The sequence below is a fragment of the Arthrobacter sp. E44 genome (assembly GCF_041877125.1).
GTDB lineage: Bacteria > Actinomycetota > Actinomycetes > Actinomycetales > Micrococcaceae > Arthrobacter.
Genome location: NZ_JBHDJA010000010.1, coordinates 15,747 through 38,091, shown reverse-complemented (window position 1 = coordinate 38,091; position 22,345 = coordinate 15,747). Strand labels below are relative to the sequence as shown.

The window sequence follows — 22,345 nt, the reverse complement described above, 5'->3', positions numbered from 1 at the left end:
TGCGAGCTAGTTGGGAGGGGTGGGGTTGGTGTCGGGGACCGCAGGTTCTTCATGCGTGGTGTCGATCTCGCGAAAGACCTGCTGGGCGGTCTTGAAGGCAGTATTGGCGGAGGGGACGCCGCAGTAGATGGCGGTCTGGAGCAGGATTTCCTTGATCTCGTCCCGGCTCAGGCCGTTGTGGAGGGCGGCGCGGATATGCATGGCCAGTTCCTCCCAGTGCCCGTGCGCCACCATGGCGGTGATGGTCACGGCCGAGCGCATCTGGCGCGGGAGCCCCGGACGGGTCCAGATGCCACCCCAGGCAATGCGGGTGATCATGTCCTGGAAGTCCTCGGTGAACTCATCCTTGTTGGCGTTGGCCCGGTCCACGTGCGCGTCGCCCAGGACTTCGCGCCGGACTGCCATGCCGCCGTCGTAAATCTCCTGGCTGGTGGCGCCTGGCTGGACCACACCGTGACGCTCCAGGCCCGGACGTTCGGCGCCGCTCACTTGGCTGCCGCCCGGGATTCGGCCCAGCTGATCAGGCTGCGCATGAGGTCCGCCACGTGCGCGGGCGCCTCGGCGGGCGCCAGGTGGGAGATGCCCTCGATTGTCACGGCGGTGGCGGTGCCGCCGCCGGCAGTGATTCCCGAGGCCACTTCCTCCGCCATGGCGGGCGTGGCCACGCCGTCCAGCGCGCCGGCGATGACCTGGGTCGGAACGGTGATGCTGCCGAGCTCGTTCCGGACGTCAAAGGCGGCCAGGGCTTCACAGCAGAAGGCGTAGCTGAAGCGGTCGGCGTCGCGCAGGGCGTGCAGGAGCCGGCTGCTGAACTCGGGTTCGCGGTCCATGAAGCCCGGCGCGAACCAGCGTTGCGCGGAGCCCTGGATCATCACCGGCGTGCCCTGGGTGCGGACCGTTTCGGCGCGCTCCAGCCAACCCTCCGGCGTGCCGATCTTGGCACCACTGTTTTGCACGGACAGGCTCTTGAGCCGCTCCCCGTGCTTGATGCCCAACTGCAGGCCGGTGGCCCCGCCCAGGGAAACGCCGGCGTAGTGGAAATTTTCACCGGGAGCGATGGAGTCGACCAGATCCACCACGGCGTCTGCAAGGTCCGCGACGCCAAAGGTTTCGGTGGCGGCGGGCGAGACGCCGTGGCCCGGAAGGTCCCAGGCCACTACGTCGTAGTCGTTGCCAAGCAGGGACGCCACCCTGTTCCACAGGATCGTGGACGTGCCCAGGGACGGGCCCGCCACCAGCAGGGGGTGGTCGCCAAGGGGGCGCTGGGGGGACAGCAGCGCTGCCTTCAAAGCCGGTCTAGCCACGGGAAGCTCCATTCGCGTCGGGGGAAACAAAGTCGGGGAAGGTGGCCAGGATGCGGCGCGCGATCTCCGCCGCCTGGCCCAGGTAGCTGGCCGGATCCAGGAGTTCCTCCAGCCGTGCGTCGGCGACGACGGCGGTGGGGACAGCTTCACGGAGCAGCTTCCGGTACGCGGCCCCCTGCTCAGCGGGGGGCGCCTGCAGCGTCTGGTCCACCACGTCCTGCAGTTGCTGCTTGCCGCTGCGGCCGTCCTTCTCCTCGAGCAGCGGTGCCACCGCTGCGCTGACGCCCTCGGCCAGCAGCAGCGGCCCGGCAAGGTCAAGGTTGCGGCGCATGGCGTCCGGGAATAGCCGCAGCCCCTCGGCGAGTTCGCGGAGGTGCCCGGCGGCCCCGAGGGCGAGGGCCAGCAGCTGCCGGAGAGCCGGCCACTCCGCATGCCAGGCACCGTCCGGGCGCTCATCGTTGAAGTTGGCGGCGGCCACGTGCAGCTGCGCTGCCAGCTGCGGTGCCTGCAGTGCGGCGCTGCGGACCAGGACGGACAGCACGGGGTTCTGTTTCTGGGGCATGGCGGAGGAGACGCCGCGGCCGGCAGCGCGCGGTTCGGCGAGTTCTGCCACCTCGGGCCGGCTGAGGAACAGTACGTCCGCGGCGATTTTGCCAAAGGCGTCCAGCACGGAAGCCAGTGCATGGCCCAGGGACGTGATGGCCAGCCTGTTGGTGTGCCAGGGAGCGGCCGCCGGGGCCAGGCCCAGCTGGGCAGCCAGGCTGTCCGCCAGGCTGAACGGGGTGGCGGAGGAGCCCTCCGTCAGCACGGTGCCCGCAGCGAGCGTTCCAGCAGCCCCGCCGAATTGGACCGGGAACTCCAGTGCCTCCAGCTGGCGGCCCGCGGCGGCGACGCCCTGGAACCATTGCGCCGCCCGCAGCCCAAAGGTGAAGGGAAGGGAATGCTGGGTCAGGCTCCTGCCCACGCACAGTGTGTCCGCATGCTGGCCGGCCAGGGCGGCGAGTGCCGTCGTCGTACCCCTTATGTCTGCCAGCACGGCGTGGACGGTGTTGCGGGCCAGCAGCATGAGTGCGGTGTCGAGCACGTCCTGGCTGGTCAGGGACGTGTGCACGGCCTTTCCGGCTCCCACGCCGGCGATGTCCAGGGCCGCCACGTTTTTCCGGAGATCGGCCAGGAGGGGAATCACCGGGTTGCCGCCGCCCTGGGCGCGCAGCGCGATACCGGCCAGGTCGTAGCGCCCCGCCTCTGCGGCGGAAGCGACGACGGCGGCCGAACCGGCGGGTGCCAGGCCGGCCCGTTGCAGCACGGCTGCCCAGCCGGACTCGACGGCGAGGATGGCCGCCAGCACTGCCCGGTCCCCCGTCAGCGCCGCCACCAAAGGTGAGGCTGAGACGGGACTGAGCAGGCCGGCGTCGGCCTCTTCTGCGAAGGCGCGCAAGTCTCCCAAGGCGCCGGCGTGGGTCACTGGAAGTCCAGGAAGACCGTCTCGTCCTCACCTTGGAGACGGATGTCCCAGGTGAGGCCCCCGTCGGCGTCCCGGCGTGCGATGAGCGTCTTGCGGCGCTCCGGGTCCAGGGAGCTCAGCAGGGGGTCGTTGGCCAGGGCCTCGGTGTCCTCCGGCAGGTAGATGCGGGTGAACAGCCGGTTGGTGAGGCCACGGGCAAAGAGCGCCACGGAAATAAAGGGCGCTGCACCCGGCTTGGTGGGGCCGGGGTTGACGGTGGTGAATGTGAACACGCCGGAGTTGCCCACGGCGCCGCGTCCCCAGCCGGTGAAGGTGTAGCCGTCGCGGACCAGGGAGCCGGTGCGCTGGACGATTTTGCCGTCGGCATCCGGCTGCCAGATCTCAAGGATGGCGTCCGGGATGGTGTGGCCGGCGCCGTCGTAGACCGTACCCTGCAGGCGGATGGAGCCCGGGAACCCGGGAGGGAGCAGCTCGTTATCCTTCTCGAACGGGAGGGCGTAGCCGTAGAACGGTCCCACGGTCTGCCCGGGGGTGGGTACCAGTTTGGTGCTCATGTCTACTCCTCGTCGCCTTCGGTGCCGAATGCTTCATTCTCGGTCCAGGTCCGCTTGGGGCCGGTCAGGACAATGTCCCAGTTGTACCCCAGCGCCCACTCCGGCTCGGTGAGGCTGTGGTCGTAGGTGGCCACCAGGCGGTCGCGGGCGTCCTGGTCCACGATGGTCTGGTAGATCGGGTCCAGCGGGAAGAGCTGGTCACCCGGGAAGTACATCTGGGTGATGATCCGCTGGGTAAACTCGCTGCCGAACAACGAGAAATGGATGTGCGCCGGCCGCCACGCGTTCAGGTGGTTCTTCCACGGGTACGCACCGGGCTTGATGGTGATGAACCGGTAGGAACCGTCGGGGCCGGTGATGCAGCGGCCGATGCCGGTGAAGTTGGGATCAATGGGGGCCGGATGCTGGTCGCGCTTGTGGATGTAGCGGCCGGAGGAGTTGGCCTGCCAGATCTCCACGAGCTGGCCCGCCACGGGGCGGCCGTCGCCGTCCAGGACCTTGCCGGACACGATGATCCGCTCACCCAGCGGTTCGCCGTTGTGCTGGATGGTGAGGTCCGACTCCAGCGCGTGCACGTCCTGGTGCCCGAACGCCGGCGAGAACAGCTCGATGGTCTCCGGGTCCGCATGCTGCAGGCTCTTGGTGGGGTGGCGCAGGATGCTGCTGCGGTAGGGCGGGTAGTCCAGCCGCGGCTGCGTTTCCTGCTGGGCGCCGTCCTTGAGGGCCCGCTGGTAGGCCTCGCCGATGGCGGTGATCTCTGCACTGAGGTCTGCCTGCGATTCGATGGCCTTGTCCAGCTGGTGGGCGGCCTTGGGTTCGGCCGGGGGCACGAGTTCCTCCGACTCCAGCTCCTCGGTGATGTTTTCCGGCACGGCTGGCTCCTTTCTGTTTTGTTCGTTTCCTGCTCTGGTCTAAGTGGTGCGGTGTGGCGTGCTGCGGTGCAGCGAGTCGTACTGGACCGCGTGGCGCACCGGCGCGTTGGGGGCGCCGTAGCCGTCGTAGTTGCCGCGGCGTTCCACCATTTCGAAGAACACGCTGCCCACCGTGGCGGTGTAGAAGTGCAGGAATTCTCCGTCAGCGTCCCGGTCGAACAGCAGGTTGAGCTCCTGCAGGGTGGCCAGGAAGTCCGGCTCGAGGTCGAACCGGGCGTCCAGGTCCTCGTAGTAGTTGGCCGGGATCTCCAGGAATTCAAGGCCGCGGTCGCGGGCGGAGCGGGCGGTTGCCACGAGGTCGTCCACGGCGAAGGCGATGTGTTCCTGGTAGGTCTTGCGGGCTTCGTTCCGTGCCTGCTGGATGGGGGCCAGGTTCAGCACCAGCCGCACCGCGCCGTCGGAGGTCTGCATCACCTGTGAGCGCACCAGGCCGCTGGGGCTGGGCACCTCGGCGAAGGGCTGGGGCTCCAGGGCCAGGGCACTGGTGTAGAAGAGGACGGCCTCATCAAAGTGCTGCCAGGGCTGGGCAAGGTTGACGTGGTCGATCACGGCACTGGACCCGGCTGATGGGTGTTCGAGCCCTTCCCCGAACTCATGCGTCCACGCTGCGGTGCCGTCCGGACTGCCCTGGCAGAGGAAGATCTCGGTGGAGTCCGGCGCGGAGATACCCTGGAACACTTCCTCGTCCGCCTGCACCTTGCGGGCCACCACGGGCGCCTTGAGCTGCTGGGCCCGGGCGGAGGCAATCACGGGGGAATCGACGTCGAACCCCAGCGCGGCGATGGCCGGTTCCGCGTGCTGCGCGGCCTGCTCGTTGATGATCACCCGCGCCTGGCCCATGGTCCACAGCTGGACGTCCTTGGTGCGGTGCCGGCCCTCGAACGCAAAACCCAGCTGGCCCAGCAACTTCTCCAGCTGCGCGGTATCGTCCGCCTTCACCTCGGCAAAGTTGAAGCCGGCGGGCTCGTTCACCTTGGGCAGCGTGGCCAGTTCCATGGGATAACGACGGCGGACCACGCCGCTGTTCTCCGCCGCACCTTCGGCTGGGGTACCGGCCAGCCACTTGGCGCTCTGCTCCTCCAGCCAGATGAGCGAGCGCATGGCGTCCACGGCCGTACGCTCAACGTCGGACTGGCGGAAGACATCGTTGAAGACCTCGAGGGAGACGGGACCGGAGTAGCCTGCCCGGACCACGTGGCCCATGAACTTGGCCAGCTCGAACTGCCCCTCGCCGGGGAATACGCGGTAGTGGCGGCTCCAGGAGAGGACATCCATGGAGAGCTTGGGGGCATCCGCCACCTGGACAAAGAAGATCTTTTCCGGGTCAAAGGCCTCGATGTGGAAGGTCTCCCAGTCCCGGCTCAGGATGTGGAACGAGTCCAGGCAGGTGCCCAGGTTGGGGTGGTCCACCATCTCCACCAGGCGGTAGGCGTGCTCGTAGTCGTTGACGTACTTACCCCAGGCCAGTGCCTCGTAGGCCACCTTGACGCCGTGGTCCCCGGCGAGGTTGGCAAGCTGCGCCAGCTGTTCGGCGCGGACGGCATCGTCGTCGATGGTGGCGGTGGCGACGTTGGAGCAGACAAGGATCGTGTCCATGCCAAGGCGCGCCATGAGCTTGAACTTGGCCTCGGCCCGCCGGAGGTTGGCCTTGAGCAGGTCCGGCGAGACGCCGTCGAAGTCCCTGAACGGCTGGTACAGGTCCAGGCCAAGGCCCAGGTCCGCCGCCATCTTCCGCACGTCCTCGGGGCTGAGCGGGGACGTGACCAGGTCCTGTTCAAAGATCTCGATCCCGTCGAAGCCGGCGATGGCGCAGGCCTTAATCTTTTCCTTCAGGGTGCCGGAGAGGCAGACGGTGGCGATTCCGGTGCGCATCAGGCGGCCACCTCCTCGGCGGCCACGAGTTCCAGGAAGTGTGAGCGCATCCGGTCCGGATCCGCCTCCAGCCCGGTGAAGATCCGGAAGGCGTCGGCGGCCTGGCCTACCGCCATGCGGCCACCGTCCAGCACCTCGCAGCCCTTGGCGCGGGCGCCGCGGACCAGTTCGGTGTCGATGGGGCGGTAGACGATGTCCGCCACCCAGTGCCGGGGCTCCAGCAGGTCCAGGTCCAGCGGGACGCCGGGGTGGGCGGCCATGCCCACCGGGGTGCAGTGCACCAAACCGTCGGCCAGGGGCATGAGCTGCGGCAGCTCCGCCGTCGTGCCTGCCGTGACGGTGCTGTCCGGGAAAAAGGCCTGCAGCTCGGCAGCCCGTGCGGCGGCCCGGGCGGGGTCCATGTCCACCAGGTCCAGCGTCCGCACGCCTGCGGTTAGCAGGGCGTAGGCCACGGCCGATCCGGCGCCGCCGGCACCAAGCTGCACCACACGGTCCAGGCTGGCGGCGGGAAGTCCGGCGGCGAGCGCCGCGGCGAAACCGGAGAAATCGGTGTTGTGGCCGATGAACCTGCCGTCCCGGATCACCACGGTGTTGACGGCGCCCAGGCGGCGGGCGTCGGGGCTCACCTCGTCCAGGTGCTGCAGGACCAGCTGCTTGCAGGGGTGGGTGATGTTCAGGCCGTTGAAGCCCAGGGTGCGGGCGCAGTTCAGGATGTCACCCACGGATTCCCCGGTGAGCCCCAGTTCAAGCAGGTCAATGGGCCGGTAGAGGTAGCGCAGGCCCTGCACATCACCTTCCCGTTCATGCATGGGCGGCGTGAGCGATGGCATCACACCATCACCAACCAGTCCCACCAGGTAGGACTCAGTTCGATTGCTCATGCGTGCAGCTCCTTTGGTACGGCACCGGGCAGCAGCGGAACTTGGGCCGCGCTGCGGGGTGATAGCGATTACGGTACACCAAATGTTCACTTATCGCACCATTGTTCTAGATACGAACATCGGCGGGTCAAGAGGGCGTAATGAAGCAGCCCGCTAGCGCTGCGGAAGCCGTGCTGCGAGCTCCGCAGCCGCCTCCTGCAGCAGGGGTACATGGGCAACCAGCTCATCCAGGCCCAGTCGGAAGACGGGCACGGCGGTGGCCAGGGAGGCAAAGGCATGTCCCTGGCTGTTGAGCAGCGGGACAGCCACGGCCCGCATGCCGGCCTCGTTTTCCTCATCCATCACGGCGTAGCCCTGCCTGCGGACCTTGTCGATTTCCGCCCGGAAGGCGTCGCGGTCGGTGATGGACTTCCCGGTGAGCGCTTCCAGCGGCAGTTCGTCCAGCAGTTTTTCCCGTTCGGCGTCCTCGGCGAACGCCACAAGAGCTTTGCCGACGGCGGTGGCGGACAGGGAGCCCAAGTGGCCGGGGTCGCTGGTCACCCGGAAAGTCTGCGGGCCGTCCACCTTGCTCACGGTCAGGTGATGCAGGCCGTCGCGGACACTCAGGATGGTCGCTTCGCCGGTTTCGGCCGTCACCCGGCGGAGGACCGGCATGGCAGTGCCGGCAAAGCCGTGGTGGTTGGAGACCCGCTGCCCCAGCTGGAAGATCCGCAGGCCCAGGTGGTAGCGGCGGCCGTCCGGCTCGTAGTCCACGAAACCGTCGCGGGTCAGGGAGCCGAGCAGGCGGTAGGTGGTGCTGAACGGAAGTTCCGCCCGGCGGGAGATGTCTGCGGCGGTGGCGCCCCGCGGTTCCTCGCCCAGCAGGACGAGCAGGCCAAGGGCCTTGCCCACCATGTCTGTGCGGTCGGCGGGACGGGCAGCAACCCTTCCCTCCGGAGGCATGGCGTTGACAGGTTCCGCAGTAGGGGCGGCTACAGCGGAGTCGTCGTTGATCGCTGTGGTTTGGTTCACACTCATGGCTCCATGTTGCCACAATGTGAGAGCTGCTTCTAGATGGTGATTATTTTTCTTGACAGGTGACAGCCCTCACAGTCATAGTTTCTGTATCGCACAAGTAGCTCCCACCATGTGGCTATTTATGCCGGGTCTTTTCCGGACTCCAGCCGCATCGCGCCCCGCCCGCACCAAGGCAGCGGCGGCTGCGACCACCAGATCCATCCGCGACAATGTCGTCACACCAAAGGAACACCATGAGCAAGACACTTCCGTCCGCAGAGGCGGGTGCCCTCACGCATGCCGGGACGCCCAGGAAGGCCGCCCTCGCCAGCTTCCTCGGCAGCGCCGTCGAGTACTACGACTTCTTTATCTTCGGCTCCGCCGCGGCGCTGATTTTCCCCACGGTCTTCTTCCCCAGTGCCGATGCCAACGCCGCCATCATGTCCTTCGCCACCTTCGGCTTCGCCTACGTGGCGCGCCCCGTCGGCGCCATCATCCTGGGCCACTTCGGTGACCGGGTGGGCCGCCAGAAGGTCCTGATGTTCACGTTGGTGCTCATGGGTGCGTCCACCTTCGTCATCGGCTGCCTCCCGGACTTCCGGACTGTGGGCTGGTGGGCTCCGGCCCTGCTGGTGCTGGCCCGGCTGTGCCAGGGCCTCTCCGCCGCCGGTGAGCAGGCCGGCGCCTCCTCCATGACCCTTGAGCACGCCCCGGACAACCGCCGCTCCTTCTTCACCTCCTGGACGCTCACGGGAACGCAGGGCGGCCAGATCCTCGCCGCCCTGGTGTTCATTCCCGTCCTGGCCCTGCCGGATGAGATCAAATTCGGCATCGGCTGGCGCATCCCGTTCTGGCTGAGCGCCGCGGTGGTTGTGGTGGCATTCCTCATCCGCCGCACGCTCCACGAGCCGCCCGCCTTCGAAGAGGCCCGGAAGACCGCGCAGATCGCCAAGCTCCCGGTCGCTGACCTGCTCAAGGGCCACTGGCGCGACGTCCTCCGCGTGATCTGCTGCGCCTTCATCGCCGCCGTCTCCACCGTGTTCGGCACCCTGGCCATCAGCTATGCCAAGACCGTGGCCGGCGTTGACGGGACCACCACCCTGTGGCTGGTGGTGGCCGCCAACATCGTGGCCCTGGGCACCCAGCCGCTGTTCGGAATGCTCGCTGACAAGATCGGCCGCAAGCCCGTCTTCATCTACGGCGCCGTGGCCAGCGCGCTCCTGACCCCCGTGTTCCTGCTCAGCCTGGAGTCCGGCAGCGTCCCGCTGATGTTCCTGGCCGCCATCGGCTACTTCTCCGGTGGCTACGCGGCCGCCAACGCCGTATGGCCGTCCTTCTACGCCGAGATGTTCAGCACCAAGGTCCGCTTCTCTGGTCTGGCCATCGGCACCCAGCTGGGCTTCCTGATGGCAGGGTTCGCGCCGGCCATCGTGGCTGCCATGGGCGGCATCAAGGCCGGCGGCTGGGTGCAGATCACCATCTTCACGGCCATCATCTGCGCCATCGCCGCAGTGTCAGCGCTGACCGCCAAGGAGTCCTTCCGGACACCCACCAAGCAGCTCGGCCTGAAGTAGGCGCCCGCGCGCGTTCCTGCCCGGTTACTTAACGCAGAAAGCCCGCCGCCTCCTGGAAAACCCAGGGGCGGCGGGCTTTTCCGTGGCGCCGCAACAGGCTGGACACCGGTAACCGGGCAGGAATGCACGACGACGGAGCCCGCCCGGGTGCCCGGCAGGGGGCCGCTACCCCCGGCCGGTCTCCAGCACCGAGGCTAGGTCAAAGTTCACCGGCTCCTCCAGTTGCTCATACGTGCAGGATTCCGGGTCCCGGTCCGGCCGCCAGCGGTTGAACTGCGCCGTGTGGCGGAAACGGTCGCCCTCCATGTGGTCGTAGCGGACCTCCACCACCAGTTCGGGCCGAAGCGGAACGAAGGAGAGGTCCTTCCCGGCGCTCCACCTGCTGCCTTCGGCGTTCCGCGGCGTCCGCTCGCCCTCCTCCTGCTTGCCCCACGCCCAGGGGTGGCCCTCGAAGTCGGTGACCAGCGGCTGGAGCTGTTCGAACAATTCCTGCCGCTTCTTCATGGGGAAGGCGCCGATCACCCCCACACTGGCCAGGCCGCCGTCGTCCTTGTACAGGCCCAGCAGCAGGGAACCGATGGCGTTCGGGCCACTCTTGTGGAGCCGGTAGCCGGCCACCACGCAGTCCGCGGTGCGCTCGTGCTTGACCTTGAACATCACCCGCTTGTCCGGCTCATACCTGCCGTCCAGTCGTTTGGCGACGATGCCGTCCAGCCCGGCCCCCTCGAACTGCTCGAACCACTGCGCGGCCGTGTCCCTGTCCGTGGTTGCGGCTGTCAGGTGGACGGGTGCCTTGCTGGCCGCGAGGGCTTTCTCCAGCGCCGCCCGCCGCTCGGAAAAGGGCCTGCCGGTGTAGTCGTCATCATCGAGGGCAAGGAGGTCGAAGGCCACGAAGGAGGCGGGTGTCTGCTGTGCCAGCAGCTTCACGCGGCTGGCGGCGGGATGGATCCGCTGCTGCAGGGCGTCGAAATCAAGGCGGTCGCCCGAAGTCCCCACCAGGATGATCTCGCCGTCCACCACGCACCGCGGCGGCAGGTTCTCCTTGAGCGCGGCGACGAGTTCCGGGAAGTAGCGGGTCATGGGTTTTTCGTTGCGGCTGCCGATCTCAAGGTCGTCACCATCGCGGAAGATGATTGAGCGGAAGCCGTCCCATTTGGGCTCATAGCTGAGGTCCCCGCTGCCTGGAATGCCGCTGACGGCCTTGGCGAGCATGGGCGGGACGGGCGGCATCACGGGAAGTTCCATGTGCCCATTCTTGCCCGGCCGGCCCGCTTGGCGGTAGGGCGGCACGCCCGGCGTCAGCCCGCCAGCAGCCAGACGATCAGCACCAGCACCGGTGCTGCGGCCGCGGTGGAAAGCAGGATGGTTTCCCGGGCGACAGCCACCCCGCGTCCGTACTTGCTGGCGAACAGGAAGACGTTTTGGGCCGAGGGAAGTGCCGCCATGAGCACCACGCCCAGGAGCATCCGGTGGTCCAGGTTGAACAGGAAGCGTCCGACGACGAACGCCACCGCCGGCATCACCGCGGACTTGAGTGCCGTGGCAGTGAGGATCTCGGCCGTGTGGCCGCCGCTCCGAAGCATCCTGGTCCCGCGCAGCGACATGCCGAACGCCAGGAGCACCACAGGGACGGCGGCGCCGCCCAGCAGGGTCAGCGGTGCCATCACAGGTTCCGGCAGCTGCACATGGAATGCGGCCAGGACCACGCCCAGCAGCGAGGCGATGATCATGGGGTTGCGGAAGGGCTGGGTCAGCATCAGCCGGGGCGAGAACCGGCCGGCCGCCGAAAGGTCCAGCAGGGTTAGTACCAGCGGGGCGAACAGGAGCAGCTGGACCAGCAGGACCGGGGCGACCGGGGTGGCGTCACCCAGGGCGTAGAGGGTGATGGGGATGCCGATGTTGTTGGCGTTGACGTAGGACCCGGCCATGGCGCCAAGGGCTGTTTCGGCCGCCGGCCGCCGGAACCAGATGCGGCTGGCGGCGACATAGAGCAGTGCCGTTACCCCTGCAGTGATGATGGCAAGCGGAACGTAGGCGGAAAAGACCACTGACAAATCCGATTTCAGTACCACCGTGAAGAGGAGCACCGGGTTGGTGATGAAGAAGGCGGTCCGCGTCAGCGCCGAAATGGTGGGCTCATCCCCCAGCCCGCAGCGCGCGGCGATATAGCCGACGGCGATGACCACGCCGATCACCGCCAGTCCGATGAGCACACCGCCCACGTGGGTACTTCCTTCCGCTTCCACCATGCACCACCGCAGGAAGGCAGTACTACAAGTCCCAAACTTATCGAATAAGGAGCGCTGCGCCAGAAGCGTCCACAGAATGGCCCACCGCCGTGCCGCCGGCCCCTCGACACGGCGCTTCCGGGGCGGTACAGGTTAACGATGGTTACCGTCGGCTTCCACGCTTCGCACGAACAGATCAGCCCCGGCCAGCTGCTCAAGGACGTCCAGCACGCAGAGCGCGCAGGCTTCGACGCGGCCATGTGTTCAGACCATATCGAACCATGGTCCCAACGGCAGGGGCACGCCGGCTTCGCGTGGTCCTGGCTGGGCGCGGCGCTTGCCACCACCAGCCTGCGGTTCGGGGTGGTGACCGCGCCGGGTCAGCGTTACCACCCGGCCATCACCGCCCATGCCACGGCGACGCTGGCCAGCATGTTCCCCGGCAGGTTCTGGTTCGCCCCAGGCAGTGGCGAGAACATGAACGAACACATCACTGGGGACGCGTGGCCCGCCAAGGACATCAGGCAGCGCCGGCTGGAGGAATGCGTGGACGTAATCCGCCGCCTGCACCGCGGCGGGGAGGTGACCCACCGGGGCTTGGTCACGGTGGAGCAGGCGCGGATCTGGGACGTTCCGGACACACCGCCGCCGCTCATCGCACCCGCCGTCAGCGTGGAAACGGCACACCGCGCGGCCACCTGGGCGGACGGCCTGGTCACCATAAACCAGCCGGCGCCAAAGCTCCGGGACATGCTGTCCGCCTACCGGGACAACGGCGGCAAGGGAAAGGCGGTACTGCAGGTCCACCTGTCGTGGGCGGGCACGGACAAGGAAGCCGCGGCCATTGCCCTGGACCAGTGGCGGACCAACACCTTCGCCCCGCCCATCCCCTGGGACCTGCCCACCGCCCGGCACTTCGACACCGCGGGGGCGCATGTGCCCGAAGATCAGGTCCGCAGCGCCGTCAATGTCTCCGCGGATCTTCAGCAGCACGTGGAGTGGCTGGCCGGGTACGCGGACCTTGGCTTCGACGAGCTGTACCTGCACTTCGTGGGGCAGGAGCAGGCAGCCTTCATCGACGCCTTCGCCGCGGAGGTGCTCCCCCAACTGCGCACCCCCGCAGGCACCCCCGCCGAACCGCAACTGGCCGCGGCAGCCGGCAAACCGGCGTCGGACGCTTCCGCATGAGGATCGCCGAGACCTCCGACCTTTGGTGGAAGAACGCCGTCATCTACTGCCTGGACGTGGAGACGTTCCATGACGACGACGGCGACGGCACGGGGGACTTCGCCGGCCTCACCCAGCGGGTTGACTACCTGGCTGCCCTGGGCGTGACCTGCATTTGGTTGATGCCGTTCTACCCGTCCCCCGACCGCGACGACGGCTACGACGTGACGGATTTCTTCAATGTGGACCCGCGGCTGGGCACGCTGGGCGACCTGGTGGAATTCATCCGCGCCGCAAAGGACCGGGGGATGCGGGTGATCGCGGACTTCGTGGTGAACCACACCTCCAGCCAGCATCCGTGGTTCGTGGAGGCCAGGAAGTCCACGGACAACCCGTACCGCGATTTCTACGTCTGGCGGAAGGACACACCCCCTGACACCTCCGCCGAGGTGGTGTTTCCCGGGGAGGAGAACTCGCTGTGGACCCGGGACGAGGCCACGGGCGAGTGGTACCTCCACATGTTCGCCAAGTACCAGCCGGACCTGAACGTCACCAATCCGCAGGTCCGGGACCAGATCGCCAAGGCCATGGGACTGTGGCTGGAACTGGGACTGGACGGGTTCCGGCTGGACGCCGTGCCGTTCTTCCTGGAGACCAGGGGCGAGCCCAAGGACCAGGCAGCCAGGATCAACCCGCACGGCTACCTCAGGGCACTGCGCAGCTTCCTGAACCGGCGCAACGGCAGCGCGGTGCTGCTGGGCGAGGTGAACCTGTCCTACAAGGAGCAGCTGGAGTACTTCGGTGGAATGGAAGGCAACGAGCTGAACATGCAGTTCGATTTCCTGTCCATGCAGCACCTCTACCTGTCCCTGGCCAGGCAGGATGCACGTCACCTGGCGGAAACGCTGAAGGGCCGGCCGCAAATCAACCCGGACAACCAGTGGGCCATGTTCGTCCGGAACCACGACGAACTCACGCTGGACAAGCTCAGTGAGGGCGAGCGCCAGGAGGTCTTTGCAGCTTTCGGGCCGGAGAAGAACATGCAGATCTACGGGCGCGGACTGCGGCGGAGGCTGCCGCCAATGCTCGGCGGGGACCCGGACCGCCTGCGGATGGTGTACTCCCTGATGTTCTCCCTGCCCGGTACCCCGGTGCTGTTCTACGGCGAGGAGCTCGGCATGGGCGAAGACCTCCGGCAGAAGGGCCGCGCTGCCGTCCGTACCCCCATGCAGTGGAACAACGAGAAGAACGGCGGCTTCTCAAGCGCCAAAACAATGGACCTGGTGGCACCCCTGGTGCGCGGGGAGTACGGTCCGGACCGGGTCAACGCCGCCGCGGCCAAGCGGGACCCGGAGTCGCTGTTTAACTTCATGGCCACCTTGATCGCGCGGTACCGTGAGGCCGCCGAGCTGGGCTGGGGCAGCTTCGGGGTCATCGACCAGGGTGAGCCCGCGGTGTTCGCCCACACCTGCAGTTCCGAGGGCGGGACGCTGGTACTGCTGCACAACTTCGGCGAAGATTCCGTGAAGGTCAGCGGGAGACTGGAGCCGGATGACGGTCCCCGGGGCTTCCGGGACGCCATGCTGCTGGACCTGTTCGACGGCGACAGCGTCGGGTTGGCGCCCGACGGCGGCTTCACGGTGGAGCTGGGGCGCTACGGCTGCCGCTGGTTCCGTGTGCACCGCAAAGGTGACCGGCTGGCGCCGTAACCGGCCGTCCGCCGTCGTGGTTTGTGAAAAAATCAACCATGCACGCCATGCAGCACTCCAGCAAACTCCAGAACGTCCGGTACGAACTCCGGGGACCCATCCTCCAGGCAGCCAAGAACATGGAGGCTGAAGGGCACCGGATCCTGAAGATGAACCTCGGGGACACCGCGCCGTTCGGACTGGAAGCGCCCGAGTCCGTGGTGGTGGACATGATCCACCACCTGCGCGGCGCCCAGGGCTACAGCGACTCAAAGGGCATCTTCACCGCGCGGACGGCCATCTCGCAGTACTACCAGACCCGCGGCCTGATGAATATCGGCGTCGAGGACATCGTGATCGGCAACGGCGTCAGCGAACTGATCTCCATGTGCCTGCAGGCATTCATGGAAAACGGCGACCAGATCCTGGTCCCCGCACCGGACTACCCCCTCTGGACCGCTGCCGTGACCCTTACCGGCGGCAAGCCCGTGCACTACCTCTGCGACGAGGCGGAGAACTGGTGGCCGGACATGGCGGAGGTGGAAGCAAAAATCACCAGCCGCACCAAGGGCATCGTCATCATCAACCCGAACAACCCCACCGGGGCCGTCTATCCGCGGCACATCCTGGAGCAGTTCGCGGCCCTGGCGCGGAAGCACAACCTGGTCCTGTTCTCCGACGAGATCTACGAGAAGGTGCTCTACGAAGACGCCAAGCACATCCACACCGCCGCCGTGGCCGAAGACGTCTGCTGCCTGACCTTCAGCGGCCTGTCCAAGGCTTACCGGATGCCCGGCTACCGGGCGGGATGGGTGGCCATCACCGGGCCCCTGGCCGCCACCGCCGCCTACCGCGAGGGCCTGGAACTGCTGGCCTCGCTGCGGCTGTGCGCAAACGTCCCGGCGCAGCACGCCATCCAGACCTGCCTGGGCGGATACCAAAGCATCGAGGCCCTGGTGCAGCCGGGCGGCCGCCTGCGCGAGCAGCGGGACCTGGCCCACAAGCTCCTCACTGCCATTCCAGGCGTAACGTGCGTGCCGGCGTCGGGTGCCATGTACCTGTTCCCGCGCCTGGACCCGGAGCTTTACCCGATCGACAGCGACGAACAGTTTGTCCTGGATCTTCTGAAGGACCAGAAAATCCTGGTCTCGCACGGCTCGGCCTTCAATTGGCCCACACCGGACCACTTCCGCTTCGTCATCCTTCCCTCGGTGCGCGAGATCGAGGAAGCGGTCCGCCGGATCTCCACGTTCCTTGCCGCCTACCGCAACCGTGAGGCGGCCTTCGAAGTTGAAACAGTGACGGAGTGAAGAACTAACCGGCCCCTAACAGCGGGGAAACCGGTACGCAACATTGCACGGCCACACTGGTGAGTGCAGGCAAGAGCCGGCACCAGCTCCAGCCAGGAGGCCCCGATGTTGAAGAAAGCGACCCCGCATGTAACCAGAATCCGCGCCCTGGACCAGCTCCACCGCGGTGACGAAATTGAAGCCCGCCTCTCAGTGGGGCCGTCCTACGACGACGTGGTGATCCGCCGCGGCAGCGTCCAGGAAACCGCCCCCGGCATCGGCGTCGTCTGGATCCTGGACCGGCTCACCGGCCTCCGCAAGGCGATCAATACGGACGAGTGCAGCGTCTGGCGGGTGGCTTAGGACTTCCGGGCGGCGGGAGGCGGACGTAGTCAGGAAGGACTGTCCGCAATCCGCCCCTGGTCCATATGCGCCAGCGACTGCAGCCACGCGATGGCGGCATCGGTCACCGGATGCGGGGTTCCCAACGACTCGAGGAATGCCCGCACATCCAACATCTCCGCTTCCCGTCGCACAGCGTGCAGGCCCGTACCTTCAAGCATCCGGGCCACAAGCGCCGGACCGGAGGGACCCAGCTCTCCCGCGATCTGGCCGATCATCCACTCTTTCGCGCCTGCCGCTTCGGCGGCAGTGACCGACTCCAGGATGACCGCCGCCAGCCCTTTCATGAACACGCTGCGGAGCAGCTTGAGGCCCGCTGCCGCCCCCGCTTCAATTCCTGCGGTGGTGGCCGGGATGCCCCAACCGCCGAAGAGGGATGCCAGGGCATCCGCCCCCGTGCCGCTTATCAGCAGGGGCGAATCGATCCGGCTGCGGGGTACAGGCGCCAGAACGGCCACGTCCGCGAAAAGGACGTTCCTGCGGGCTGCCTGTTCAGCGAGCCGCCGCTTTTGGTCCGGTCCGGAGGTGTTCAGGTCCGCGAAGAGAGCCCCCGGTTCCATGGCGGGCAGCGCCTCCTGGAGGACATGTTCCGCAGCACGTCCTCCCACCAGGCTGAGCACCAGGCCTGCACCGGTCACCGCTTCGCTGATGGAGCCGGCGGGCACGACGCCCAGCGGGACAGCCTCGACGGCGGGGTCTGTCGCGGTGACCTTCAGCCCGCGGGCAGCAAGGTCCTGCGCATAGATGCTTCCGGCTTCCCCGAGGCCCAGGACGGCGATCCAGATACCGTCCGTCCCCCGCCTGCTACCGCGCACCGGCGGCCGCGGTTCGCCAGCCCCCGTGGTATTCGGTCCTGGCAGTGACGGCATAAGGGGCGGGACTGACCACGGCACGGACGCTGATCTGTTCGTGCGGCTCCACCGTTGTCTTGCGGGACCCGCCATCGGGCTCCCCCCAGATAACCCTGACTTCCGTTCCCAGCTCTACGTTTGGATCAACCGTTGCCAGCGAAAGGCCGCGGCGTTCGTTGGCCGTGACCCCGGTGAAGAGCGAGAGGCCGACGCCCGTGCCGTCGGCGTCCACCACGGAATCGTAGTTGGACGAGCCGTAGTTGGCGTTGGGGATGTCGAAGAATTGGTAGCCCGGGGTGTCACGGTCCAGGAACGATGCCCAGATCCGGGCGAGGTCCTCGTCGTTCCAGGCAAGGGTCACCTTTTTCCGTTGCCTGGCTGGATCGATCTGCTGGAGGGCGTCGCGGCCAATGAAGTCGTGGTCGAATTTCACGAAAGATCCGTAGCCGAGCTCCCAGGGCGTGAGGTAATAGTCTTCGATGTCGTTGGAGACGAACGAGCCGGCGAGCGCATTGACCGCTTCGTAGCTTGTTGCCGGCAGCCACTCACGGTAGGCCCGTTCGGCGTCACTGCTGTAGATCGCCGGCAGCGGCGACGGGATCCAGCCCGATTCCAGCGTGTTCGAGGAGTAGGCGCGGGACCCGCACGGTTCGATTCCGAATTCAGCCCCCGCCTCGAGTACGGCATCCCGGATTTTGCCGTGCTGTTCGTAGGGTCCCCAGATTTCCAGCCCCGGGGCCCCGGCCATGCCATGGCGCAAGGTGCGCACCTGCTCCCCGGCGATGTTCAAGTGGCCCATGTGGAAGAACTTCACTTGCTCAAGGGTTCCGCCGTTGAGCTTTTCGATGATCTGCCAGGCGTTGGGACCCTGGATCTGGAAGCGGAAGTACTTCCGGGTGACCGCCTGGCCGTAGGGGCGGGACGGCGACCGGTCATCGTAGGTGCATTCCACGCGGTACCCGCCGGTTTCGGCGTGGAACTGGAGCCAGTTCGCCGCCGGTGCCCGGCCCACGTAGACGAACTCCTGGTCGGCCAGGTGGAACAGGATGCCGTCACCGATCACACCGCCGTTGGACGCCGTCGGTACAAACTGCTTGGCGGTGTTCACCGGGAAATTGGCGAAGCTGTTGATGCCAGTGTCAGAAAGAAGCTTCAGGGCGTCGGGGCCGTTCATGAAGAAGTTGACCATGTGGTGGGACTGATCGTAAAGGACTGCTGTCTCCCGCCAGGCACGCTGCTCGCGGCGCCAGTTGGTGAACTCTGCGGGCACCACCGGATAGATATAGGTGCCGAGCTGGGAATTGCGCAGGAGATCAACGGTGTTGCCTGCTGCATCAAGCAATTCCTGGAGGGACTTCGGGGCCATGGCTTTCTCCTTCGGTTCAGTGGGCACTGCCGAAACGCACCCCTGAAAGGGCTGGCGCGCGATTGCTAACAAAATTGTATGGGATGTATTGACCAAAGTTCCAGAGCGTGATTCTCTGGCAATGTTCGCCGGAAAGGACTGACCGTGGGCCGTAAGGCACTATGGTGACCCACTCCATGGCATCGGACGGCACGAGATTTTCCCGCGTCCCGCCTCAACGCCGGAACACCCCCCCTTAGAGAGGAAGCTCCATGACCGGGTATACCTCGTTCGACGTTGCCCATCTGGGGAACGTCGAACTGCTGACCCCCGCCTTCGATGAAAGCCTCTGGTTCTTCCGGGACCTGCTCGCCATGCGCGTCGTTGCGGAGACCAGCAGCGACGGCAGGAAGTCCGCCTATCTGAGGACGTGGGACGAATACCAGCTCTACACCCTGAAGCTCACCGCCTCGGAGGATGCCGGCGTCGGCCGCACCACCTTCCGGACCACCAGCCAGGAGGCGCTGCAGCGCAGGGTCGCCGCGATTGAAGCCACCGGCCTGGGCATCGGCTGGGAGGAAGGCGAGGTGGGGACCGGGCCCACGTACTCCTTCCGTGACCCGGACGGGCACCTTATGGGCGTCTACTACGAAACCGAACGGTATGTGGCAACGGACGACAAACCCGCGCTGAAGAACCAAGCCTCGGCTTTCCCCGGCAGGGGCGTCAACGCGCGGCGGCTGGACCACATCAATTTCCTCGCGAAGGACGTGGTGGCCAACGGGGAGTTCGTGGCCCATGCGCTGTGCGGGCGGGAGAGTGAGCGCATCCGGCTCGACGACGGGGGCTACGCGGCCTGGTGGTTCCACTTCAACAACAAGTCCTACGACATCGTGTACTCCGACGACTGGCTGAAACACGGCAACAGGCTCCACCATGTGGCGTTCGCCCCCGATACCCGCGAGGACATTTTGAAGGCCGCGGACATCTTCCTTGAAAACGGCATCCACATCGAATCCGGGCCGCACAAGCACGCCATCAACCAGACATTCTTCCTCTACGTCTGGGAACCCGGCGGCAACCGCATCGAACTGGCCAACGCCGGGGCCCGCCTGCTGCTGGACCCGGACTCACCGGTAGTGGAGTGGAGCCAGGAGGAGCGCAAAAAGGGCCAGGCCTGGGGCATGAAGACCATCGAGACGTTCCATACGCACGGAACGCCAAACATCCGCCAGTGACAAAATTAAAAGATCCCGGCAGTACCGCACAGAGAGGTGCAACATCATGACCAACACAGTGGACACGTCCGCCCCGGTGACCACGGGGCTGTACATCGGTGGCGCCGAACGCCAGGCCGCGGCCACCATGGACATTGCCGATCCGGGCAAGCCCGGCACCATCGTGGGCCACGCGGCGGCAGCGGGCCCGGCCGACGTCCAGGACGCCATCGCTGCGGCAAAGGCCGCCTACCCCGGGTGGGCTGCCCTGAGCGCACGGGAGCGCGCCGACCAAATGCGGCAGGCATTGGAGGGCATTGCCGACTTCCGTGATGAGGATGCCGCCATCCTGTCCCAGGAAAATGGCAAGATCCGAATGGAAGCCTGGGTGGACTCCCTGGTGTTCGAAATCAGGTGGAACCTCGCCCTGGAACTGGCTCCCGACGTCGACACTGCCAAGGTGCTGCCGCCCGCGCCAGGAATTCCCGTCTCCACCTCGGTCACGGTCCAGCCGCTGGGCGTGGTGACGGTCATCGTGCCATTCAACTGGCCCATTGCCATCCTCGCGGCATCACTGCCGCACGCGCTGCTCGCCGGGAACACAGCCATCGTGAAGCCGCCACCCACGGCCCCGCTGGCCACCACCCGCGTGGTCCAGCGGATTGCCGAAAAACTGCCGCCCGGGGTACTTAACGTGGTTACCGGCAAGGACGCAGACATGGCCGCGCTCATCACCAGCCCGGACATCGCCAAGGTCTGCTTCACGGGAAGTGTGGGCGGCGGCAAGCGCATCATGGAAATGGCCGCGAAGTCACTCACCCGGGTGACGCTGGAGCTTGGCGGAAACGACGCCGCCGTCATCCTCGCGGACGCGATCCTCGATGACACCCACCTGGACCGGCTTTACGCCGCCATTTTCGATACCACTGGCCAGATCTGCATGAACGCGAAGAGGATCTACGTCCACCGTTCGCGCCTGGACGAGGTGGTGGCGGGTCTCACGCAGCGGCTTGAAAAAGCAGTCATCGGCTACGGGCTGGACGAGGGGACCACCATGGGTCCGCTGCACTCCCCCGTGCAGAAGGCATTCGTGGCCGAGCTCATCGAGGAAGCCAAGGAAGCAGGTGCCGACGTCAGGGAGTTCGGCACCCTTCCCTCTGACCCTGAATTGCGGGGCGGGAACTTCCTGCGTCCGGCGCTGGTGATCGATCCGGACCCCTCACTGCGGGTTGTCACCCAGGAACAGTTCGGACCCGTCATCCCCCTGATCCCGTTCGATACGGAGGAGGAGGCAGTGCAGGCGGCGAACGCGACCTGGGCGGGACTGTGCGGCTCGGTGTGGACCGCCGATCCGGCAGCGGCCGACCGCGTGGGCGGGCGCCTGGTCTGCGGCTACGTCTGGGTTAACGACCACGGTGCAACGCGGCTGGACCTGCGGGCGCCCTTTGGCGGAATGAAGCAGTCCGGCATGGGCAGGGAACAGGGCATCGAAGGGGTCCGGGCCTTCCAGGACACCCGCGCCATCGCCCATCTGGAGCCGGAGGCAGCAGAAGGCTAGGAGCGGGCGGGCAGCAGGAGGGTCAAAATTGGGTAGATAACTATCGAAATTACCTATGGACATAGGTAATGTCGGAGGCGGGTGCACCGTTGCACCCGCCGAAAGGATGAGCTGATGGCGACCCGAATCATGCCCGCCCCCAACCGCGCAGCATCACTGGAACTCATCAAGAACTTCTCGGTGGAAATGACCGGCAAGGACATTGCCGCCCTCATCGAGGCAAAGGACAAGATTCCGCCGGGCACCCGTATCAACGTCACCTTCCTTGGCAACGAGGACCTGGAGATGCGGGTAGCAGCGGCCAAGGCTGTCCGCGACCTCGGGTTCGTCCCCGTGCCGCACATTTCAGCGCGCCGGTTGGCATCAAGGGGCGATCTTGAAAAGTTCCTCCAGCGCCTCCAGGAGGTGGGCGCCGCCGAGCACGTGTTCGTGGTGGGCGGCGACCCCGCAGAACCCGAGGGCCCGTACGGGGACTCACTCGCGCTGATCAACACCGGGCTCTTGCCGCAGTTCGGCGTCCGGGAGGTGGGAATTGGCGGTTACCCGGAAGGCCACCCCGATATCCCCAAGGACACTCTTTGGCGGGCGGTGGAAGACAAAACCGCAGCCCTCGCCGCACAGGACCTCGGCGCCTTCATCATTACGCAGTTTGCCTTCGACACCGGCCCAGTCGCCGGCTGGATCGAGGAGGTCAGGGCCAGGGGCATCAAGGCACCTATCCGGGTCGGAACGCCCGGACCGGCAGGGGTCAAGCGGCTCCTCAGCTTTGCGCGCCGGTTCGGGGTGGGAGCCAACGCGATGATCGTCAAGAAATACGGCTTCTCACTGACCAACCTCATGGGAGACGCGGGACCTGACCGGTTCGTCAACGACCTGGCTGCCGTGCTTGCGCAGCATGCACCCGGGCAGGACCAGCACCTGCCCCCGCAGCTCGGCCTGCACTTCTACACGTTCGGCGGCCTGCTGGCGACGGCAAACTGGGTCCGGCACTTGACGGCCGAAGATCGCTAGGGACGGGAATC

At 66.6% G+C, this 22,345-nt stretch carries 20 protein-coding genes; 8 read left to right on the top strand and 12 right to left on the bottom strand.

The genetic code is table 11. The features are described 5' to 3' along the window. Nucleotides 1-6: 6 nt before the first annotated feature. The 8 genes from pcaC to ACETK3_RS10650 all read right to left on the bottom strand — a co-directional run bounded on the left by pcaC (nucleotide 7) and on the right by ACETK3_RS10650 (nucleotide 8,025). Entirely contained in the window at nucleotides 7-489 is a 483-nt protein-coding gene (gene pcaC / locus ACETK3_RS10685) for a 4-carboxymuconolactone decarboxylase (RefSeq protein ID WP_236800302.1), read from the bottom strand. Continuing rightward, on the bottom strand, nucleotides 486-1,304 hold the full coding sequence (locus tag ACETK3_RS10680; protein WP_373992867.1) for an alpha/beta fold hydrolase: 819 nt from the start codon (nucleotides 1,302-1,304) through the stop codon (nucleotides 486-488). The genes pcaC and ACETK3_RS10680 overlap by 4 nt, the downstream gene beginning before the upstream one ends. Then, nucleotides 1,297-2,769 carry a lyase family protein gene (locus ACETK3_RS10675; RefSeq protein ID WP_373992866.1) on the bottom strand — a complete coding sequence of 491 codons (1,473 nt, stop codon included), beginning with the start codon at nucleotides 2,767-2,769 and terminating at the stop codon, nucleotides 1,297-1,299. The genes ACETK3_RS10680 and ACETK3_RS10675 overlap by 8 nt, the downstream gene beginning before the upstream one ends. Next, a complete protein-coding gene (pcaG, locus tag ACETK3_RS10670) occupies nucleotides 2,766-3,323 on the bottom strand; it encodes a protocatechuate 3,4-dioxygenase subunit alpha (RefSeq protein WP_237429270.1) in 558 nt (185 codons plus the stop codon). Before pcaG ends, ACETK3_RS10675 begins: the two co-directional genes overlap by 4 nt. A 2-nt stretch (nucleotides 3,324-3,325) precedes the next feature. Beyond that, nucleotides 3,326-4,195: a protocatechuate 3,4-dioxygenase subunit beta gene (pcaH, locus tag ACETK3_RS10665; RefSeq protein WP_236800306.1), complete on the bottom strand. Its 870-nt coding sequence runs from the start codon at nucleotides 4,193-4,195 to the stop codon at nucleotides 3,326-3,328. Between the two features lie 39 nt (nucleotides 4,196-4,234). Continuing rightward, nucleotides 4,235-6,127 (bottom strand): bifunctional sugar phosphate isomerase/epimerase/4-hydroxyphenylpyruvate dioxygenase family protein, encoded by a 1,893-nt coding sequence (locus ACETK3_RS10660; protein ID WP_373992865.1) that lies wholly within the window; start codon nucleotides 6,125-6,127, stop codon nucleotides 4,235-4,237. Then, nucleotides 6,127-7,008, bottom strand: a complete 882-nt coding sequence (locus ACETK3_RS10655; RefSeq protein WP_237429272.1) for a shikimate dehydrogenase — start codon at nucleotides 7,006-7,008, stop codon at nucleotides 6,127-6,129. The genes ACETK3_RS10660 and ACETK3_RS10655 overlap by 1 nt, the downstream gene beginning before the upstream one ends. A gap of 153 nt (nucleotides 7,009-7,161) precedes the next feature. Continuing rightward, complete coding sequence (locus ACETK3_RS10650) at nucleotides 7,162-8,025, bottom strand: IclR family transcriptional regulator (RefSeq protein WP_236820855.1); 864 nt, start codon at nucleotides 8,023-8,025, stop codon at nucleotides 7,162-7,164. A 233-nt stretch (nucleotides 8,026-8,258) separates the two neighbouring features. Between ACETK3_RS10650 and ACETK3_RS10645 the strand changes: the two genes are divergently transcribed. After that, nucleotides 8,259-9,578: an MFS transporter gene (locus tag ACETK3_RS10645; RefSeq protein WP_236800310.1), complete on the top strand. Its 1,320-nt coding sequence runs from the start codon at nucleotides 8,259-8,261 to the stop codon at nucleotides 9,576-9,578. Nucleotides 9,579-9,743: 165 nt separating this feature from the next. Here the strand turns inward: ACETK3_RS10645 and ACETK3_RS10640 are convergent, their stop codons facing one another. Together ACETK3_RS10640 and ACETK3_RS10635 are read right to left on the bottom strand one after the other, a co-directional pair. Continuing rightward, nucleotides 9,744-10,823: an ATP-dependent DNA ligase gene (locus ACETK3_RS10640; RefSeq protein WP_373992864.1), complete on the bottom strand. Its 1,080-nt coding sequence runs from the start codon at nucleotides 10,821-10,823 to the stop codon at nucleotides 9,744-9,746. 53 nt (nucleotides 10,824-10,876) lie between these two features. Next, nucleotides 10,877-11,800: an AEC family transporter gene (locus ACETK3_RS10635; protein ID WP_236800312.1), complete on the bottom strand. Its 924-nt coding sequence runs from the start codon at nucleotides 11,798-11,800 to the stop codon at nucleotides 10,877-10,879. A 165-nt stretch (nucleotides 11,801-11,965) separates the two neighbouring features. On the opposite strand from ACETK3_RS10635, the gene ACETK3_RS10630 reads away from it, so the two are divergent. The 4 genes from ACETK3_RS10630 (at nucleotide 11,966) to ACETK3_RS10615 (ending at nucleotide 16,313) form a co-directional block, all read left to right on the top strand. Next, a complete protein-coding gene (locus ACETK3_RS10630; RefSeq protein WP_306968273.1) occupies nucleotides 11,966-12,994 on the top strand; it encodes a TIGR03885 family FMN-dependent LLM class oxidoreductase in 1,029 nt (342 codons plus the stop codon). Beyond that, nucleotides 12,991-14,682: an alpha-amylase family protein gene (locus ACETK3_RS10625; RefSeq protein WP_373992863.1), complete on the top strand. Its 1,692-nt coding sequence runs from the start codon at nucleotides 12,991-12,993 to the stop codon at nucleotides 14,680-14,682. The genes ACETK3_RS10630 and ACETK3_RS10625 overlap by 4 nt, the downstream gene beginning before the upstream one ends. A gap of 38 nt (nucleotides 14,683-14,720) precedes the next feature. Continuing rightward, entirely contained in the window at nucleotides 14,721-15,971 is a 1,251-nt protein-coding gene (locus ACETK3_RS10620; RefSeq protein ID WP_373992862.1) for a pyridoxal phosphate-dependent aminotransferase, read from the top strand. Nucleotides 15,972-16,076: 105 nt separating this feature from the next. After that, complete coding sequence (locus ACETK3_RS10615) at nucleotides 16,077-16,313, top strand: hypothetical protein (RefSeq protein WP_236800316.1); 237 nt, start codon at nucleotides 16,077-16,079, stop codon at nucleotides 16,311-16,313. A 29-nt stretch (nucleotides 16,314-16,342) separates the two neighbouring features. On the opposite strand, the gene ACETK3_RS10610 is transcribed toward ACETK3_RS10615, so the two are convergent. Both ACETK3_RS10610 and ACETK3_RS10605 read right to left on the bottom strand, forming a co-directional pair. Beyond that, nucleotides 16,343-17,167 (bottom strand): NAD(P)-binding domain-containing protein, encoded by an 825-nt coding sequence (locus ACETK3_RS10610; protein WP_236820860.1) that lies wholly within the window; start codon nucleotides 17,165-17,167, stop codon nucleotides 16,343-16,345. Beyond that, nucleotides 17,157-18,569, bottom strand: a complete 1,413-nt coding sequence (locus ACETK3_RS10605; protein WP_373992861.1) for an aminomethyl transferase family protein — start codon at nucleotides 18,567-18,569, stop codon at nucleotides 17,157-17,159. Before ACETK3_RS10605 ends, ACETK3_RS10610 begins: the two co-directional genes overlap by 11 nt. Before the next feature lie 251 nt (nucleotides 18,570-18,820). Here ACETK3_RS10605 and ACETK3_RS10600 point away from each other — a divergent pair, with 251 nt between their 5' ends. The 3 genes from ACETK3_RS10600 (at nucleotide 18,821) to ACETK3_RS10590 (ending at nucleotide 22,334) form a co-directional block, all read left to right on the top strand. Next, on the top strand, nucleotides 18,821-19,786 hold the full coding sequence (locus ACETK3_RS10600; RefSeq protein WP_236800319.1) for a VOC family protein: 966 nt from the start codon (nucleotides 18,821-18,823) through the stop codon (nucleotides 19,784-19,786). 46 nt (nucleotides 19,787-19,832) lie between these two features. Further along, the gene (locus tag ACETK3_RS10595) at nucleotides 19,833-21,323 is read left to right on the top strand and encodes an aldehyde dehydrogenase family protein (protein WP_373992860.1); all 1,491 of its coding nucleotides are present in this window, start codon (nucleotides 19,833-19,835) and stop codon (nucleotides 21,321-21,323) included. Nucleotides 21,324-21,437: 114 nt separating this feature from the next. After that, entirely contained in the window at nucleotides 21,438-22,334 is an 897-nt protein-coding gene (locus ACETK3_RS10590; RefSeq protein ID WP_373992859.1) for a methylenetetrahydrofolate reductase, read from the top strand. The last annotated feature ends 11 nt before the right edge of the window (nucleotides 22,335-22,345 follow it).